The following is a 15,973-nucleotide window of genomic DNA, read 5'->3' as shown; positions in this document are numbered from 1 at the left end:
AGGCCCGCTTTCGCGGGCCTTTTCTTTGGCATTCGTCGGGACCTTCAGGCCCTCGCTTCGGCCTGCATGGCCTGGCGGTTGAGAGCGCGGCCGGCCTGGCCGCCGCCCGGCTTGCCGTCGCGCCACGCGAAGGCGCCGTTGCAGATCACCGTGTCGATGCCCTTGGCCGGCGAGATCGGCTTTTCGAACGTGGCCGTGTCGATCACCGTCGCCGGATCGAAGATGCAGAGATCGGCATAGAAGCCGGGCTTCACCTCGCCGCGCTTGGCCAGATGGAAGCGCTGCGCCGAATAGGACGTCATGCGCCGCACCGCGTCCTCGAGCGGGAACAGGCCGAGGTCGCGCGAATAGTGGCCGAGCACCCGGGGGAAGGTGCCCCACAGGCGCGGGTGCGGATGAGCGTCGAACGGGATGCCGTCCGAGCCGATCATGGCGCCCGGATGGGACATCGCGGCCTGCACGTCCTTCTCGTCCATCATGAAGTAGATGGCGCCGGCCGGCTGGATCCGGTCGGCCGCCTCCTTCATCGAGCAGCCCATCTCCTCGGCGATCTCCTTGAGGTCGCGGCCGCTCATGCCCGGCACCTTGTCGGACCAGGTGATGAGGACCTTGTCGGCGCGTTCCAGCATGTCGCTGCGCAGGATCGTGGAGCCTGCGACATAGGGATAGACGTCGAAGGAGATCTGCTGCTTCTTCATTGCCTCATTGAAATGCGGCAGCGTCTCCTTCATGCGCCCGAAATTGGAGCGGCCCGAACACTTGTGGTGCGAGACGATGATCTCGGCGCCGACGCGGCGGCCGATCTCGAACGTCTCGTCCATCGCCTTCAGGATATGGTCGCCCTCGTCGCGCATGTGGGCGGTGTAGACGCCGCCCCAGCGCCCGAGCGGCGCGGCCACTTCCGCGACCTCGTCGGTCGAGGCGTGGCTGGACACCGCATAGAACAGGCCGCTCGACATGCCGATCGCGCCCTGTTCGAGGCTCTGGTCGAGCAGTTCGCGCATCTGCTTGATCTCGGCGCCCGTGGCGACCCGGTTGAGGTCGTCGCCCATAGAGTTGATGCGCAGGGTGCCGTGGCCGATCAGGAAGGCGCCGTTGATGGCGGGCTTCGCCGCATCGACCTTGGCCGCAAAGGACGCGAAGTCCTTCGACAGGTTTTCCTTCTTCTTGATGATCAGCGACATCCAGTGGCCGACGTCGGGCCGGACGTATGGCGCAGCTGAGACGCCGCAGTTGCCGCACACCACGGTCGTGACGCCCTGGCTCGCCTTCATCGCCATGGCCGGGTTGTCGATCAGCGCGGTGTCATCGTGCGTGTGCACGTCGATGAAGCCCGGCGCCACGACCTTGCCTGCAGCGTCGATCTCGTTGTCGCCGCGCAGCGTGCCCGGCGCCTCGACGGCGGCGATGCGGTCGCCCTTCACCGCCACGTCGGCGGCGAAGAGTTTTTTGCCTGTTCCGTCGGCCACCTGGCCGTTGCGGATGACGATATCGTAAGTGGCCATGGGGGCTCCTAGGCTTCGTTGCGGCCGAGCCGCATGTCGAGGTCGAACGGGTAGAGCGGGCGCTTGACCCGCTCGTATTTGAACAGCTTGAGGTCGGAGGCGGTGCAGCCGTCACCGTCGCACATCACGATGTGCTTGGCGATCGGCTCGAAGCCGGCACGGAAATGCTGGCGCGATTTGATGAGCACGTACTTCTTGCGCCGCGGATCGATGCCGCAATGGGTGAAGACGCCGAGGTCGTAGGGCTCGGCGCGCTTCTCCGATACGACGATCTGCATCTTGCCGGTGTCGAGCACGGCAGTGCGGCCCATGCGCACCGTGGTGCCGGTGGCCATCGGGCCGGTCACGGTGAACTGCCCGTCGGTGATGGCCTTCACCTTGCCGGTGACCTTGAGGGGCTTGCCCTTCAGGCCCATCGCCGGCATGTCGATCTTGCCGCCCAGCTCGAGCGTCACTTCGGCGCCGACGCCGGCCTTGATCATCTGCTCGACACAGGCGGGGTCGCAGATCGGGCCGGCGCAGGCGTCGTCGAGTTCCTGCTTCATGGCTTCCTCGATGACGCTCATCACGTCCTGCGTGCCGCCCGAGGCGGTGTTGTCGCCGTGATCGGCCATGACGACGGGATAGTCGGTGTAGCCCTTGGCGCGCCCGACCTGGACCGAGAGCGGCTCGGGATGGAACAGGAAGCCCTCGCGCTTCTCCCACGCCGTGTCGAGGATGCGGTTGAGCAGGATCTGACCCTCGGCCGTACGCTTGTCGCAGACGATGACGGAGGAGAGGGCGAGGTGGGGGATGTCGGCCTGCGGGAAGCCGCCGAACACGGAGGCGTTCAGGACCTCGCCGGTATCCTCGGCCTGGTTGGCCATGCCCATCAGCGTCTTCATCGGCTCGCGCGACGGGGTGTGGACCAGCGAGCTGCTCATGATCGGGCGGTTGCCCCAGACCATCTTCGGCTCGACCTCGCCGGCCAGGGTGCGGATCAGTGTGCGGCCGGCCCGGCGGGCCGTGTCGGCCATGTCGATATGGGGGTAGGTGCGGTAGCCCGTCATGATGGTGGCGCCGTTGACCATGGCGTCGGTCATCTGGGTGTGGAAATCGAGCGCCACGGCGATCGGAACGTCGGGGGCGATCCGGCGGATGCGATTGAGCAACTCGCCTTCGCCGTCATCGTAGTGTTCGGCGACCATGGCACCGTGCAGGGCCAGCAGGACCGCGTCGCAGCCCTTCTTCACTTCGTCCACGATGGCAGTGGTCATCTGCTCGTAGGCGGCCTTGGTGACCAGGCCGGAGGGGTGGGCAGAGGCGGCCATTGGAACGGTGAACTCGGCCCCGGCCTTGCGGGCCACCTCGATGAACCCGCCCAGGGAGGTATTGGTGCCCTCGGCTTCCTGGATGGCAACCGGGCCGCTCAGCGAGCCTGCCCGGGCAAAGGATTCGATGGGGGTGGGCAGCGGCGAGAACGTATTGGTCTCGTGCATCATCATCGCGACTACGAACTTCTTGGCCAACAATCCCTCCATCCGGGGCTTAAGTCTTTGAACATCCTACAGAAATAGCGTCCCCGCGCGTTTGCTGAAGCAATGCGATCGATGCATAGCTGCATCGCACTATTCTTGTGCGTTGCAAAAACAACACACCCGATGTCAGACATCAACGAACGCTAAATATGTGAATTCAGGGCTCTTTTTCGCTCTTGCATTCTCTTCGCAGGTGCACCATTCTTAGCGGGCAGCAAACGCTACCTCGGTAGCCTCTTTGTTTGCTGTATGCCCGTCTTGGGCGTTTCCTCCCTAAACTCGGGCCGTGCTTGTCACGGCCCCTTTTTTTGCCCGAACGGCAGGGCGGGCAACTGTCGGGCGGCGCTACTCGGCGGCCAGGGGCCGCCGGGACTGTAGGATTTCGTGGGCCTGCTGGCCCATCTCCTCGAGCAGGCCGGTGATCACGCGGGTGAGGACGCCTGCGACCGGGAGCCTCTCGTGCCGGGCTTCATCCATGTAGAGCGCCCGATTGATCTCGATCTGGAGCGTATGGCGCGCCAGCGCCGGCCGACCGTAGCGCTGGGTCGTGAAGCCACCTGCATAGGGCTGGTTGCGTAGAACGCGCAGGCCGCGTGCGCGGAACCATCGCTCGGCGGCGGCGGTAAATTCCGGCGCGCAGGCTTCACCGTGATTGTCGCCCAGGACGATGTCGACCCGCTGGTCTCGATCCCGCGAACCCAGGGTGGAGGCCGAGGAGGGCATTGAATGGGCATCGATCAGCAGCGCCCCGCCGAACGTGCTGTAGGTATGCTCGATCAGCTGGGACAGGGTCTGGTGATAGGGTCTCCAGCAGGTTTCCAGCCGGTGCTCGATCATGTCGGAGGGGACACGGCCGCGGTAGATCGCCTCGCCGCTGGCCGCGACCCGCGGGATCATGCCAAGACCGGCGGCCACCCGGGTGGTGCGATGGTTCAGCGGCCGCGGAAGCGGGCCCTCGAACATGCCCGGATCGAGCTCGTAGGGCTCGCGGTTGGCGTCGACGTAGGAGCGGGGAAAGCGGGCGGCCAGCAACGGCATGCCGAGCGACGGGGCGGCGGCAAAAAGCTCGTCGACGAAGGCGTCCTCCGCCCGGCGCAAGGCCGCGAGCGGAACGGCGGCCTGCTCGAGAAAGGCTGCGGGATAGATCGAGCCGCTATGCGGCGAGGCCACGACCACCGGAACCGTCTGGTGCGCCGGCAGCCGGCAATCCAGGGCCTCGTGGTCGGACAGGACCGGAAGAAAATCCATCCCATGCTCATAGCGGCTGAGAGGGGGCGCGTCACGTGCGCGCTCTTGCCAATCCGTTTGCGGCAATGTAGACGACCGGGCTTCCGCGTTACCGGTTGGTTTTCGGACCCCGGCGACAGCAGGTGATGGGCGCGTAGCTCAGCGGTAGAGCACTGTCTTGACATGGCAGTGGCCACAGGTTCGATCCCTGTCGCGCCCACCATCGCCTTCCTTCCAGCAGACCTTGATTGGAAACGTACGACGAGGCACCAGTAGGGAATGGCTGGAGTCCCGATGTCCGATTTCTTCTCGCTCTATTCCCATGAGTTCGTGCGCGTGGCCTGCTGCGTGCCGCGCACCCGCGTGGCCGATGCGGCCTACAATCTCGCCGAGACGCTGAAGCTTGCGGCCCAGGGCGACGCGGCGCGGGCGGCCGTGATGGTTTTCCCCGAACTGGGCCTGTCCTCATATGCCATCGAGGACCTGTTGCTGCAGGACGCGCTGCTCGACGAGGTCGAGCGGTCGATCGCCAAGGTGGTCGAGGCGTCGCGCGAGCTCTTCCCGGTGCTGATCGTCGGCGCGCCGCTCAGGATATCGAGCCGCCTCTACAACACCGCCATCGTCGTCCATCGCGGCAAGGTGCTGGGCGTCGTTCCCAAGACCTACCTGCCGAACTATCGCGAGTTCTACGAGAAGCGGCACTTCATCTCCGGCGCCAACGTGATCTGCCAGGAGTTCGAACTGGCCGGACAGATCGTGCCTTTCGGCACCGATCTCCTGTTCAAGGCAAGTGGCATCGATCTCACCTTCCATGTCGAGATCTGTGAGGATGTCTGGGTGCCGATCCCGCCCTCGAGCCACGCCGCGCTGGCGGGCGCCGAGCTTCTGGTGAACCTGTCGGCCAGCAACATCACGATCGGCAAGGCCGAGGCGCGGCGTCTGCTGTGCGGCAGCCAGTCCATGCGGGCGGTCGCCGCCTACGCCTATTCGGCGTCGGGACCGGGCGAGTCGACGACCGATCTCGCCTGGGACGGACACGCCGCCATCTATGAGCTGGGGGACCAGCTCGTCGAGTCGTCGCGCTTCGAGAAGGAGTCTACGATGATCCAGGCCGACGTCGATGTCGGCCGCATCCGGCAGGAGCGCCTGCGCTACAACGGCTTCGCCGATTGCGCGCTGCAGGAAAAGGGGAGGATCGAGCGCTTCCGGACGCTGCCGTTCGCGTTCGATCCGCCAAAGGACAGCGTCGCGCTGGACCGCGCCATCGAGCGCTTCCCCTACGTGCCGTCGGATCCCGCCAAGCTTCGCGACAATTGCTACGAAGCCTACAACATCCAGGTCCAGGGGCTGGCGCAGCGCCTGCGGTCGAGCCGCACCGAGAATGCCGTCATCGGCGTGTCGGGCGGCCTCGATTCGACGCATGCGCTGATCGTCACCTGCCGGGCGATGGATCAGCTCGGGCTCAGCCGCAAAAACGTCTTCGCCTACACGATGCCGGGCTTCGGCACCTCGGACAAGACTTACAGCAATGCCTGGCGGCTGATGAAGGCCCTGGGCGTCACCGCGGCCGAGATCGACATCAAGCCGGCCGCGACCCAGATGCTGGCCGACATCGGCCATCCGTTCGGCAAGGGCGAGAAGGTCTACGACATCACTTTCGAGAACGTGCAGGCCGGCCTGCGTACCGACTATCTGTTCCGGCTGGCCAACCAGCAGCGCGGCATGGTCGTCGGCACGGGCGATCTCTCTGAACTCGGCCTCGGCTGGTGCACCTACGGCGTGGGCGATCACATGTCCCACTACAATCCGAACGGCTCGGTCTCCAAGACGCTGATCCAGCACCTGATCCGCTTCGTCGCGGCGTCGGGCGACGTGAGCAAGGACACGGCGGAGATCCTGCTCGACATCCTGAACACCGAGATCTCGCCGGAGCTCATTCCGGCCGGCGAGAAGGGCGTGGTGCAGGCAACCGAGAGCTTCGTGGGTCCCTATTCGCTGCAGGATTTCAATCTCTTCTACCTGACGCGGCTCGGCTACCGGCCGTCGAAGATCGCCTTCCTCGCCTGGAATGCCTGGCACGACATCGAGAAGGGCGCCTGGCCGGCCAACCTGCCGGAAGGAACACGGCGGGCTTACACGCTGGAGGAGATCCGCGGCTGGCTGGCGCTGTTCCTGCGCCGCTTCTTCACTAACCAGTTCAAGCGCTCGGCGGTGCCGAACGGACCGAAGATCTCTTCCGGCGGCTCGCTGTCGCCGCGCGGCGACTGGCGGGCACCGTCCGATGGCAGCCCCGACGTCTGGCTGGAGGAGATGAAGGCCATCCCGGGTGTCGGCGAAAAATAGCAGCCGCGATTTCACGCGGCGGCCCGGCCGTCGTTTGCGTGCAGCAGCCAAAATGCTACTGACGCTCGAAGGAAGCGCGTAGGAGGGTTCGATGCCGCTTGAGATCAAGAAGACGGTCCAGCAGATGGTCGACGAGGCCAACAGCCAGATCGAGACGCTGTCGCTGGCCGAGGCGATGAAGATGCACGGCCAGCCGGACGTGACCTTCATCGATATCCGCGATCCGCGCGAACTGTGGCGCGACGGGACGATCCCCGGCGCAATCAACGTGACGCGCGGCATGCTGGAAATGTGGATCGATCCGCACAGCCCATACGCCAAGGATTACTTCCAGACCGGCAACAAGTTCGTGTTCTTCTGCGCAGGCGCCTGGCGGTCGGCGCTGTCGACCAAGACGGCGCAGGACATGGGCCTCACGCCCGTCGCCCATTTCGAGGGCGGCTTTGGTGCCTGGAAGAAGGCCGGTGGTCCGGTGGAGACGGTCGAGCCCAAGAAGTAGGCGCCGCCCGTGAGCCCCGACCAGCCTGTCGTTCCCCAGCCGGTCATCGACGATATTCCCGATTTCACGTCGATCCCGGCCCTGGTCGCGCGGCATGCAGCGAGCCATCCGGACAAGCCGGCGGTGAAGTGCGACGGGGTGGTGAGAAGCTGGAAGGCTTTCGACGAGCGCATCAACCGGGTTGCGCGGCTTCTGTCGGAGATGGGCCTGGGCCGGGGCGACAAGATCGCGATCCTCGCGGCCAATTCGATCGAGTATCTCGAAACCTTCATGGGCGGGCTGCGCGCCGGCGTCTGCGTCGTGCCGCTCTCGACCATGGCGGCAGCCGATGCGCTCGAGAAGATGCTCGACGATTGCGACGCCAAGGTCCTGTTCCTGTCCGACCAGTACCGCGCCCTTGTCGAGCCATACGAACGCCGCCTGACCAAGCTGGTGGCCGGCGGCCGCATCGCCTACGACTTCGCCCGCCCGGGCTGGCAGGATTTCGAGGCTTGGCTGGAGCCGGCGAGCGACGCGCCTTTCGGGGTGGCGATCGAGGCGCTGGACGACTTCAACATCATCTACAGTTCCGGCACGACCGGCCTGCCCAAGGGCATCCTTCACTCGCATGCACTGCGCAGCCAGCTTCCCGTGCGCTTTCCTGCCTTCGACTACGGGCCGGACACGATCTCGCTGGTCTCGACGCCGCTCTATTCCAACACCACGCTGGTCGCCCTGCTGGCGACCGTCGGGGTGGGCGGCACCTCGATCCTGATGCGTAAGTCGGACGTGGTGAAGTTCCTCGAACTGGCGCAGGGCGAGCGGGTGACGCATGCCATGCTGGTGCCGGTGCAGTACCAGCGCATCCTCGCCCATCCCGATTTCGACAAGTACGACCTCGGCTCCTTCAAGGCCAAGCTCTCGACCAGCGCGCCGTTGCGGGCGCAGGTCAAGGCCGACTGCCTCGCGCGCTGGCCCGGCCGGCTGATCGAGATCTACGGCCTGACGGAAGGTGGTGGAAGCTGCATGCTCGAAGCCAACCTCCATCCCGACAAGCTCCACACCGTGGGCAAGGCGGGCTTCGGCGTCGAACTCAAGATCCTCGACGAACAGGGCCGGGAACTGCCCCAAGGCGAGGTGGGCGAGATCGCCGGTCGCGCCGAGATGATGATGAAGGGCTACTACAAGCAGGACGACAAGACGCGCGAACTCTTCTGGTACGACGCCGACGGCCGCCTGTTCTTCAAATCGGGCGACATGGGAAAGCTCGACGAGGACGGGTTCCTGATCCTGCTCGATCGCAAGAAGGACATGATCATCTCGGGTGGATTCAACGTCTATGCCGCCGATATCGAGGTGCTGCTTCTGAAGCATCCCGACGTGATCGACGTCGCGGTGATCGGCGTGCCGAGCGACCAGTGGGGCGAATCGCCGATGGCACTCTGCGTGCGCCGCGGCGGCGCGACCATCACGGAAGAGGCGGTGCGCGAGTGGGCGAACGGCCAGCTCAGCAAGACGCAGAGGCTCGTCGCCGTCGAATTCCGCGACTCGCTTCCGCGCAGCACCATTGGCAAGATCATGAAGCGCGAGCTGCGGGCTCCCTACTGGGAAGGCCGGACGGCCAGGATCTGATGGCCAGGATTCGAGGATCAGCATGAGCGAACCGACACTGCGTTCAACCCATCTCTTCACCCTCACGCTTCAGGTCGACCCGAACTTCACGGATGTCGGCGAGACGCCCTATGGCCGCCGGCGTATCGCTACCGTCACGGGCGGCACCTTCGAGGGCGAGGAGCTGCGGGGCATCGTCCTGCCGGCGCCGGCCGGCGACTGGATCCTGCAGCGGCGCGACGGCATCCTGCAGCTCGACGTGCGGCTCACGCTCAAGACCGACGACGGGCACCTCGTCTACATGAGCTATCGCGGCATGCGGCACGGCCCGGCCTGGGTGATCGAGCAGCTCAACAAGGGCGAGAAGGTCGATCCCAGCCAGTACTATTTCCGCGCCACGCCCTGGTTCGAGACGGCGTCGGAGAAGTACCGCTTCCTCAATCGCATCGTCTGCGTCTCGACCGGCCGCCGCGAGCCCACCGGACCGGTCTACGAGGTCTTCCAGATCCTGTGATGGTCGATCTTCCGGCCCTCGCCCTGTTCGGCATCGCGGCCCTCGCGCTCACGATGACGCCGGGGCCCGACATGCTGCTGATCGCGTCGCGCAGCGCGAGCCAGGGCAGGGCGGCAGGATTCGCGACCCTGGCCGGCATTCAGGCCGGCACCTATTGCCATGCGCTGGCGGCGGCCTTCGGCCTGTCGCAGCTCTTCCTGATCGTGCCGCACGCCTACGACGCCGTACGCTATGCCGGCGCGGCCTATCTGCTATACCTCGCCTGGAAGACGGTGCGATCCGGTGGCGCTACGATCGCACCGGAGGCCGGCGGGAGTCGATATCCCGTCGGCACGATGTTCCGTCAGGGCTTGCTGACCAATCTCCTGAATCCGAAGATGGCGCTGTTCGTCCTCGCGCTGTTTCCGCAGTTCGTTCAGCCGGAAGCGGGCTCTGTGGCCTTGCAGATCCTCGTGCTCGCAACCGTGCTCAACGCGATCGGGCTGGTGGTCAACGGCGCCGTCATCCTGGGCGCAAGCCGCCTTGGCCGCATCTTCTCCGGACGAGGCCGCCTGCGCCGCCTGCCGCAATATTTCCTCGGCGCCGTCTTCGCCGGCCTGGCTGCGAGACTCGCGTTCGACAGCAGGTCTTAGCGCCTCTCTGTCATCCCGGGCGCAGGGCGTTCGCGGCACTCAGCGAGACGGAGTTGCCGCGATCTTCTCCAGCACCGGCAGGATGTACTCTCGAAACCTGGCCGGGTTCTCGCTCATGGGGAAATGGCCCAGTTCCTTCATGACCTGCACCTGTGCGCCGGGAATCTGGGCGGCAGTGCGCAGCGTATCCTCGGCCGCGCAGGAGAAGTCGTACTCGCCGGTCAGCAGGTAGAGCGGGCAGACGCTGGTGTCGATCGACTTCACCTTCTCGCGCAGGTCGCCGTCGACGCGATAGAAATAGAGATCGCCTTTGAAGATGCCGGGGCCGCCCTGCATGTACATCCACAAGGTCTCGTGACGGCTCGACGGCGGGCTCTGCGGCGCGATCAGGCCGGAGATCAACGCGGCGCAGACTTCGCCGCCGTGGACGTCGGGGCGGTGCAGCCACGCCGTATCGTACCAGGGCTGCTGGAAATCGGCGGCCTCCAAAGCGACCAGCGCCCGGAACTCGGCGGCATGGGCGATCGCGAGGTTGAGCACGATGCGGCCGCCGATGGAGCAACCCATCACCACGGGCCGGTCGAGCTCCAGGGCCTGGCAGAAGGCGCGGATGGCGGCGGTGTAGGACGCGGTGGTCAGGCGATATTCGCTCTTCTCCCAGCCGTCGGGCGGCGTCGACTTGCCATGCCAGGGCATGTCGAACGCCAGCACGCGATAGCGGCGCGTGATCTCCGGATCGGCGAGGAGGTGGCGGAACTGGCGGTTGTCGGCGCCGGCGGTGTGCAGGCAGACCAGGGGAATCCCTTGTCCTGCTTCCTCGAAATAGATGCGATGCGGCGTACCGTCGATGTCGAGACGCATGTAGCGACCGACCATGGGATCGAGAACGGGCGGCATGTCAGGAGGCCTCCGGCAGGCGGCGCGGCAGCGCCAGGAGATCCTTGAAGTATTGCAGGTTCTGCAGGAGGGGCCGCAGGTCGCCTTCGAACGAGGCGGCGCCGCGCTTGGTGAGCGCGAAGAGGTCATGCCAACCCGGCTCGGGCATTACTTTCCAATGATGACGCCACGCCTCGTCCGTCCCGCGTACGGTGAAGGCGGTGGAGCGCATCAATCTCGGGCCGCGATCGAAGGCGGCAAGCGCGCCTTGGGCGATCGTCAGGTGGAAGGGCTCACGACCGATATCGATCCTGCAGTCGACGGTCAGCCAGCGGCCGCGTCGCACAAGGTCGGCGTCATCAGCGAGGAGTTCGGGCAGCTTCGCAAAACGATCTGCTGGGGTCATTCCTGCAGAATGTACTCGATCGTCGACCCGTCGGAAGCCTTGAAAGCGGCCTTCACCCAGCGGCCGCGCTCGTCGAACCACTGCTCCATCTCGACATCGCCCGAATAGGAATAGCGGGTCGCCTCGAGGGATTTTCCGCTGGCGGTCTTGACGGTCTCTCGGCCCCGCGGCGTGACCTGGATTTTCGCCAGCGCACCATTCTGGGTGTTGAGGATGGCCGACTGCTTCACCTGGTTGAGATTCCAGTGGGTAGTCGGCAGCGTAGTGGCCGGCACGGTGACCTGACTGGCCGTGCCTTGCTGGAAGCCCGCATCGTTGGCCGCAACCCTGGGGGCACCGCCGCCTTCGCGCACGACGGAAACGCCACTCGGCTGATGTTTGGCCTTCAGCGAGTACTTCGTGCCGTTGTCATCGGTCTGGGTGGCGATCGACTCGAACGTATTGCCGTTCCAGATTTCCTGGCCACGGTGATTGTAGCGATACATGACGAAGCCCATCGCCTTCACCGCGAAGTCGATCGAGGTGGTGACGGTGCGGGTGTCGCCGTTCTGCTGGAAGCTCAGGGAGTGCGTGCCGATCCTTTCGCCATTGCGAAAGGCCGCGAAGACGTGGCTGGGACCGTAAGGAAAATCAGAGGTGGCCTGGGCGGCAGCCGAACCGCACCCCATCAACGCCAGCGCAAGGATCAGACGACGCATCATCGAGCCTCCTGATCTATTATACGCCCTTTGGAGCCGCCGGATCAGCCCCTCAAACGACCCGGTCGGCCCTCAATTTGGCGATAACGGCCGGATCATAGCCCAGTTCCTGCAAGATCTGTTCCGTGTGCTCGCCCAGCGTCGGCGCGCGGCGGCGGATGGTGAGGGGGGTCCGGGAGAGCTTTACCGGCTCCTGCAGCACCGGCACGCCCATCCTGGCGCCGGGGTAGTCCATGGAATGGAAGAAGCCGGCTTCCTGGACGTGCCGGTCGTCGAGCGTCTGCTGCGGCGTGTAGACCGGGCCGGCCGGGATGCGGTTGGCCTCCAGGGCCGCCAGCGCCTCGGCGACGGTGCGGGTATCGCACCACTTCTGCATGATGGCCGACAGCGCCTCGCCATTGTCGCCGCGCGCGAGATCGTCCTTGAAGCGCGGGTCGGCGGCCAGGCTGTCGTCGCCCATCAGGCGGCACCAGCGCACGAACAGCGGCTGGCCGATCGTCATCGCGTAGATCCAGCCGTCCTTGCACTTGAATGTATCGGACGGTCCGGCCGTGAAGCCGCGGTTGAGCGTGGCGATGCGGTTGAGGTTGAGCATCGCCTGCTCGATGAGGTGGCCGTTCGTGATGTTGATGGCCGTCCGCAGCAGGGCGGTCTCGACCTTCTGGCCCTTGCCGCTCTTGGTGCGCTCCATGAGGGCGGCGAGCACACCCACGGTGTTGAGGAGCGCCGTGCCGAAATCGACGAACGGGGCGTTCATGCGGGTCGGCGTGTCGCCGTCGCCCGAGAGGTGCATGGCGCCCGACATCGCCTGGCCGATCGTGTCGAAGCCGACACGCGTCTTATAGGGGCCTTCCGAGCCGAAGGTCGAGGTGGTGGCGAGGACGATGCGAGGGTTGATGGCGGACAGGCTCTCGTAGTCGATGCCCATCTTCTGCAGGTCTTCGTAGGGCAGATTGGCGATCACCACGTCGGACGTCGCGACCAGCTTCCTCACGATCTCGCGGCCCTCGGGCTTCATCGGGTTCAAGGTGAGGCCGAGCTTGTTGCGCCCCATCTGGAGGAACATGGCGCCTTCGCCGCCCTCGACGACCGGTGTCACCCATCGGTCCTCGCTGCCCTCGAGTTTCTCGACGCGGATCACCTCGGCGCCGAGATCGGCCAGCATCGTGCCGCAGAACGGACCGGCGATGTAGCGGCCGAAATCGAGTACGCGGATGCCTTCCAGAACGCCTGACATATACCTCTGCCTCCCTGGCGCCCGCCTCGACGGGGCGGGCTGCTATGGGCAGCATTAGCAGAGGTCGCGGACCGGTTCTAATCGAAGAAGGTGTTGGGCTTCAGGAAGACTGCCAGCATGAGGCAGCCTTCGTCGGTCCAGGCGTCGTGGCGGCTGCCGGCACGCCGCCAGACGTAATTGCCGGCCCGGCAGACGCCGGCATGATCGGCGAAGGAACCTTCGAGCACGTAGGTCTGCTCGATCGCCACATGTTCGTGTTTCGGCAGGCGGGCGCCCGGCGCCCAGCGCATCAGCACCGTCGAGAGGCCGGTCTCCTTCTGCTCCATCAGGATCTTCCAGTCGATCCCGGGGAAGCGCGTCGGCTGCCACGGCACGTCCTTCACGTCGACATAGGTGGAATCCGGGCCGGGGCTGGCCAGGGTCTCGACGTTCATGCGGCGACCTTGCGGCGAGCCGCCTTCAGGGTGCCGCCGCGCATCACGTGGCCGGGCAGGGGGCGGCCGACGATCTCCTCGGCGAGCTTCGCGACCTCGATCAGCCGGTCGATGTCGAGGCCGGTCTCCACGCCCATCTCCTCGCACATGAAGGCGAAGTCCTCGGTGCAGATGTTGCCGGCCGCGCCATCGGTCGCGGCGAAGGGGCAGCCCCCTAGGCCCGCGACGGACGCGTCGAACCTGGTGACGCCCATGCGAAGGCCGGCATAGGCTGCCGCCGAACCGGTACCGCGCGTGTCATGGAGATGCAGGGCGATCTCGAGATCGGGCCATTTCGAACGCACGGCGCCGATCAGGCGCTCAACGGAGGCGGGGGTGGCCCAGCCCATCGCGTCGGTGAGCTTGATACCCTTCAGCTTGAAGCCGGCCAGCTCAGCCTCGTCGAGCGCAAGCTGTACGCGCTGCAGGATCAGTTCGGTCGACAGCTCGCCTTCGTAGTTGCAGCCGAAGGCGCCCAGGATGATGCCCCATTCGACCGGCATACCGCGATCCTTGAAGGTCTTGAGCGACATGCGCTGCTCGACCATCGCGTCGGGCACCGACTTGCCAATGTTCTTGCGGGAGAAGGTGTCTGAGGCGGTGACGCGAACGCCGCCGTCGACGTGCAAAGGGCCCCGAAGCGCACGCTCGAGGCCCTGCTGGTTCAGCCACAGCGCGCTGTACTGCACGCCGGGCTTGCGATCGATCCTGGAGGCTACTTCCTCGGCGTCGGCCATGGTCGGCACGCGCTTCGGGTTGACGTAGGAAACGCAAGCGATGCGCTTCAACCCGGTGTCCGCAAGCGCCTCGATGAGACGAACCTTGTCGGCCACCGGGATCATCTTCTTCTCGGACTGGAAGCCCTCGCGAGGACCCTCCTCGTCGATGGTCACGCGCTTGGGCAGGTCCGACATGGTCTTCCTCCGGATTTTCTGGGAGGAGGGCGTCAGCCCTCCTCTTCCACGAATGCTTCCTTGCGCGCCCTCTTGAAGCTTGGCAAGGCCATCAGCAACAGCAGGACGCCCGTCGTGATGAGCAGGCCGAGACTGATCGGACGCTGGAGGAAGACCATCGCGTCGCCGCGCGAGAGCAGCATGGCGCGCCGGAAATATTCTTCCATCTGTGGTCCCAGCACGAGGCCCAGCAGGAACGGCGCACCCTCGCAACCCAGCTTGACGAACACATAACCGAGGATACCGAAGATGGCGACCTGCATGACGTGGAAGGTGCTGTTCTGCAGGCTGTAGGCGCCGATGCAGCAGAAGAGCAGGATGGCCGGCGCCAGGAAGCGATACGGCACGGTCAGCAGCTTCACCCAGATGCCGATCATCGGCAGGTTGATGATGACCAGCATGGCGTTGCCGATCCACATCGAGGCGATCATGCCCCAGAACAGGTCCGGCTTCTTGGTCATGACCTCGGGGCCCGGCTGGATGCCCTGGATGATCATGGCGCCGACCATCAGCGCCATGACGGCGTTGGACGGAATGCCCAGGGTCAGCATCGGGATGAACGAGGTCTGGGCGGCGGCGTTGTTGGCCGCCTCGGGCGCCGCGACGCCCTCGACCGCGCCCTTGCCGAACTGGCCGGGGTTCTTTGAGATCTTCTTCTCGAGCGTATAGGACGAGAAGGCGCCGAGGGTCGGACCGCCGCCCGGCAGCACGCCGAGCGCCGCGCCGAGGAAGGTGCCGCGCAGGGCCGCCGGAACGGCCCGCCGGACTTCCTCCATGGTCGGCCACAACGACGTTACCTTGATGGTGCCGCCGGTGCGCGTGAGATGTCTCTCCAGGTTCACCACGATTTCGGCGATGCCGAACAGGCCCATGGCGATCGGCGCGAAGTCGATGCCGTCGCTCAGTTCCGGGATGTCGAAGGTGAAGCGCTGGGCGCCGGTGTTCACGTCGGTGCCGACAAGGCCGAACAGCAGGCCGAGGAAGATCATGGCGATCGCCTTGACGACCGAGCCGCTCGCGAGGATGACGGCTGCGACGAGGCCGAGGGCCATCAGCGAACAATAGTCGGCCGGTCCGAACTTCTGCGCCATACGCGTCAGCGGCTCGGCGAACAGCACGATGATCACCGTGCCGACGGTGCCGGCGAAGAACGAGCCGACGGCGGAGATCGACAGCGCCGCACCGGCACGCCCGTTGCGCGCCATCTGATAGCCATCGAGACAGGTGACGACCGAAGAGGCTTCACCCGGCAGGTTAACCAGGATCGACGTCGTAGAACCGCCATAGGCCGCGCCGTAGTAGATGCCGGCCAGCATGATCAGCGAGGCCGTCGGCGGCAGGTGGAAGGTGATCGGCAGCAACATGGCGATGGTCGCCACCGGGCCGATACCGGGAAGAACGCCGATCAGCGTGCCGAGCAGACAGCCCAGCAGCGCGTAGGTCAGGTTCTGTAAGGAGAAGGCGACGCTGAAGCCGAGGGCGAGATTGTCGAGCAGTTCCATC

Annotated in this window: 15 protein-coding genes and 1 tRNA gene; 6 read left to right on the top strand and 10 right to left on the bottom strand. The window is 65.5% G+C overall.

Annotated elements, in window-relative coordinates; all coding sequences use genetic code 11:
- Positions 1 to 44 precede the first annotated feature (44 nt).
- The 3 genes from Q0Q48_RS12435 to Q0Q48_RS12425 all read right to left on the bottom strand — a co-directional run bounded on the left by Q0Q48_RS12435 (position 45) and on the right by Q0Q48_RS12425 (position 4,270).
- Positions 45 to 1,505: a D-aminoacylase gene (locus Q0Q48_RS12435; protein WP_295137968.1), complete on the bottom strand. Its 1,461-nt coding sequence runs from the start codon at positions 1,503 to 1,505 to the stop codon at positions 45 to 47.
- 8 nt (positions 1,506 to 1,513) lie between these two features.
- Positions 1,514 to 3,013 carry a M81 family metallopeptidase gene (locus Q0Q48_RS12430; protein WP_295137966.1) on the bottom strand — a complete coding sequence of 500 codons (1,500 nt, stop codon included), beginning with the start codon at positions 3,011 to 3,013 and terminating at the stop codon, positions 1,514 to 1,516.
- A gap of 354 nt (positions 3,014 to 3,367) precedes the next feature.
- Positions 3,368 to 4,270, bottom strand: coding sequence for an N-formylglutamate amidohydrolase (locus Q0Q48_RS12425; protein ID WP_295137964.1), 903 nt, complete (start codon positions 4,268 to 4,270; stop codon positions 3,368 to 3,370).
- A gap of 127 nt (positions 4,271 to 4,397) precedes the next feature.
- Between Q0Q48_RS12425 and Q0Q48_RS12420 the strand changes: the two genes are divergently transcribed.
- The 6 genes from Q0Q48_RS12420 to Q0Q48_RS12395 all read left to right on the top strand — a co-directional run bounded on the left by Q0Q48_RS12420 (position 4,398) and on the right by Q0Q48_RS12395 (position 9,827).
- A tRNA-Val gene (locus tag Q0Q48_RS12420) sits at positions 4,398 to 4,472 on the top strand.
- Positions 4,473 to 4,543: 71 nt separating this feature from the next.
- The gene (locus tag Q0Q48_RS12415; RefSeq protein ID WP_295137962.1) at positions 4,544 to 6,592 is read left to right on the top strand and encodes an NAD(+) synthase; all 2,049 of its coding nucleotides are present in this window, start codon (positions 4,544 to 4,546) and stop codon (positions 6,590 to 6,592) included.
- Positions 6,593 to 6,683: 91 nt separating this feature from the next.
- Positions 6,684 to 7,091 carry a rhodanese-like domain-containing protein gene (locus tag Q0Q48_RS12410; RefSeq protein ID WP_295137960.1) on the top strand — a complete coding sequence of 136 codons (408 nt, stop codon included), beginning with the start codon at positions 6,684 to 6,686 and terminating at the stop codon, positions 7,089 to 7,091.
- A gap of 9 nt (positions 7,092 to 7,100) precedes the next feature.
- Positions 7,101 to 8,702 carry an AMP-binding protein gene (locus tag Q0Q48_RS12405; protein ID WP_295137958.1) on the top strand — a complete coding sequence of 534 codons (1,602 nt, stop codon included), beginning with the start codon at positions 7,101 to 7,103 and terminating at the stop codon, positions 8,700 to 8,702.
- Positions 8,703 to 8,724: 22 nt separating this feature from the next.
- The gene (locus Q0Q48_RS12400; protein ID WP_295137956.1) at positions 8,725 to 9,195 is read left to right on the top strand and encodes a DUF3237 domain-containing protein; all 471 of its coding nucleotides are present in this window, start codon (positions 8,725 to 8,727) and stop codon (positions 9,193 to 9,195) included.
- Positions 9,195 to 9,827, top strand: a complete 633-nt coding sequence (locus Q0Q48_RS12395; RefSeq protein ID WP_295137954.1) for a LysE family translocator — start codon at positions 9,195 to 9,197, stop codon at positions 9,825 to 9,827. The genes Q0Q48_RS12400 and Q0Q48_RS12395 overlap by 1 nt, the downstream gene beginning before the upstream one ends.
- Positions 9,828 to 9,866: 39 nt before the next feature.
- On the opposite strand, the gene Q0Q48_RS12390 is transcribed toward Q0Q48_RS12395, so the two are convergent.
- The 7 genes from Q0Q48_RS12390 to Q0Q48_RS12360 all read right to left on the bottom strand — a co-directional run bounded on the left by Q0Q48_RS12390 (position 9,867) and on the right by Q0Q48_RS12360 (position 15,972).
- Positions 9,867 to 10,724: an alpha/beta hydrolase gene (locus tag Q0Q48_RS12390; RefSeq protein WP_295137952.1), complete on the bottom strand. Its 858-nt coding sequence runs from the start codon at positions 10,722 to 10,724 to the stop codon at positions 9,867 to 9,869.
- Position 10,725: 1 nt separating this feature from the next.
- On the bottom strand, positions 10,726 to 11,109 hold the full coding sequence (locus tag Q0Q48_RS12385; protein ID WP_295137951.1) for a hypothetical protein: 384 nt from the start codon (positions 11,107 to 11,109) through the stop codon (positions 10,726 to 10,728).
- The gene (locus Q0Q48_RS12380; protein WP_295137949.1) at positions 11,106 to 11,810 is read right to left on the bottom strand and encodes a DUF6134 family protein; all 705 of its coding nucleotides are present in this window, start codon (positions 11,808 to 11,810) and stop codon (positions 11,106 to 11,108) included. Before Q0Q48_RS12380 ends, Q0Q48_RS12385 begins: the two co-directional genes overlap by 4 nt.
- A gap of 49 nt (positions 11,811 to 11,859) precedes the next feature.
- On the bottom strand, positions 11,860 to 13,044 hold the full coding sequence (locus tag Q0Q48_RS12375) for a CoA transferase (RefSeq protein WP_295137947.1): 1,185 nt from the start codon (positions 13,042 to 13,044) through the stop codon (positions 11,860 to 11,862).
- 77 nt (positions 13,045 to 13,121) lie between these two features.
- Positions 13,122 to 13,478 carry a cupin domain-containing protein gene (locus Q0Q48_RS12370; RefSeq protein ID WP_295137945.1) on the bottom strand — a complete coding sequence of 119 codons (357 nt, stop codon included), beginning with the start codon at positions 13,476 to 13,478 and terminating at the stop codon, positions 13,122 to 13,124.
- Positions 13,475 to 14,431 carry a hydroxymethylglutaryl-CoA lyase gene (locus Q0Q48_RS12365; RefSeq protein WP_295137943.1) on the bottom strand — a complete coding sequence of 319 codons (957 nt, stop codon included), beginning with the start codon at positions 14,429 to 14,431 and terminating at the stop codon, positions 13,475 to 13,477. The genes Q0Q48_RS12370 and Q0Q48_RS12365 overlap by 4 nt, the downstream gene beginning before the upstream one ends.
- A gap of 32 nt (positions 14,432 to 14,463) precedes the next feature.
- A complete protein-coding gene (locus Q0Q48_RS12360; protein WP_295137941.1) occupies positions 14,464 to 15,972 on the bottom strand; it encodes a tripartite tricarboxylate transporter permease in 1,509 nt (502 codons plus the stop codon).
- Between the last annotated feature and the right edge of the window lies 1 nt (position 15,973).

The organism is uncultured Reyranella sp. (assembly GCF_945957355.1).
Classification (GTDB): domain Bacteria; phylum Pseudomonadota; class Alphaproteobacteria; order Reyranellales; family Reyranellaceae; genus Reyranella.
The sequence above is the reverse complement of the archived record's forward strand: the minus strand, read 5'-3'. Positions and strand labels throughout refer to the sequence as shown.

What these genes read in the sequence shown, in the direction of transcription:
- Q0Q48_RS12400 (WP_295137956.1), top strand. Translation starts at nt 8,725, where the DNA reads ATGAGCGAACCGACACTGCGTTCAACCCATCTCTTCACCCTCACGCTT.
- Q0Q48_RS12410 (WP_295137960.1), top strand. Translation starts at nt 6,684, where the DNA reads ATGCCGCTTGAGATCAAGAAGACGGTCCAGCAGATGGTCGACGAGGCC.
- Q0Q48_RS12360 (WP_295137941.1), bottom strand. Translation starts at nt 15,972, where the DNA reads ATGGAACTGCTCGACAATCTCGCCCTCGGCTTCAGCGTCGCCTTCTCC.
- Q0Q48_RS12380 (WP_295137949.1), bottom strand. Translation starts at nt 11,810, where the DNA reads ATGATGCGTCGTCTGATCCTTGCGCTGGCGTTGATGGGGTGCGGTTCG.
- Q0Q48_RS12395 (WP_295137954.1), top strand. Translation starts at nt 9,195, where the DNA reads ATGGTCGATCTTCCGGCCCTCGCCCTGTTCGGCATCGCGGCCCTCGCG.
- Q0Q48_RS12375 (WP_295137947.1), bottom strand. Translation starts at nt 13,044, where the DNA reads ATGTCAGGCGTTCTGGAAGGCATCCGCGTACTCGATTTCGGCCGCTAC.
- Q0Q48_RS12435 (WP_295137968.1), bottom strand. Translation starts at nt 1,505, where the DNA reads ATGGCCACTTACGATATCGTCATCCGCAACGGCCAGGTGGCCGACGGA.
- Q0Q48_RS12370 (WP_295137945.1), bottom strand. Translation starts at nt 13,478, where the DNA reads ATGAACGTCGAGACCCTGGCCAGCCCCGGCCCGGATTCCACCTATGTC.
- Q0Q48_RS12425 (WP_295137964.1), bottom strand. Translation starts at nt 4,270, where the DNA reads ATGGATTTTCTTCCGGTCCTGTCCGACCACGAGGCCCTGGATTGCCGG.
- Q0Q48_RS12415 (WP_295137962.1), top strand. Translation starts at nt 4,544, where the DNA reads ATGTCCGATTTCTTCTCGCTCTATTCCCATGAGTTCGTGCGCGTGGCC.
- Q0Q48_RS12385 (WP_295137951.1), bottom strand. Translation starts at nt 11,109, where the DNA reads ATGACCCCAGCAGATCGTTTTGCGAAGCTGCCCGAACTCCTCGCTGAT.
- Q0Q48_RS12390 (WP_295137952.1), bottom strand. Translation starts at nt 10,724, where the DNA reads ATGCCGCCCGTTCTCGATCCCATGGTCGGTCGCTACATGCGTCTCGAC.
- Q0Q48_RS12365 (WP_295137943.1), bottom strand. Translation starts at nt 14,431, where the DNA reads ATGTCGGACCTGCCCAAGCGCGTGACCATCGACGAGGAGGGTCCTCGC.